Source organism: Streptomyces sp. A012304 (genome assembly GCF_026008495.1).
Lineage (GTDB): Bacteria > Actinomycetota > Actinomycetes > Streptomycetales > Streptomycetaceae > Streptomyces.
This window is the reverse complement of sequence record NZ_BQUN01000208.1, coordinates 1-245: the sequence shown is the minus strand read 5'-3', so window position 1 is coordinate 245 and position 245 is coordinate 1. Positions and strand designations below refer to the sequence as shown.

Sequence of the window (245 nt, the reverse complement as noted above, 5' to 3'; positions counted from 1 at the left end):
TGGTGATCTGCCCCGTGGCCAACCCCCCGGCCGTTTACGGGGGCAGGCTCAACATCTCCCCGCTGGACGGCGTCAACATCAACCGCGTCTTCCCCGGCGACAAGGACGGCGGCCCCACCGAGCGGATGGCGGCCTGGCTGTTCGAGAACCTGATCGACGGCGCCGACGCCTACATCGACCTGCACAGCGGCGGCATCGACCAGCACCTGCTCGACTTCGTCGGCTACCGCCTGACCGGCGACGAC

The 245-nt window shown here is 69.0% G+C and carries 1 protein-coding gene; it reads left to right on the top strand.

All coding sequences use genetic code 11. The features are described 5' to 3' along the window. Positions 1-14: 14 nt before the first annotated feature. Positions 15-245: succinylglutamate desuccinylase/aspartoacylase family protein (locus tag ALMP_RS41870; protein WP_264937282.1), on the top strand; the 231-nt coding region annotated here is incomplete at its 3' end.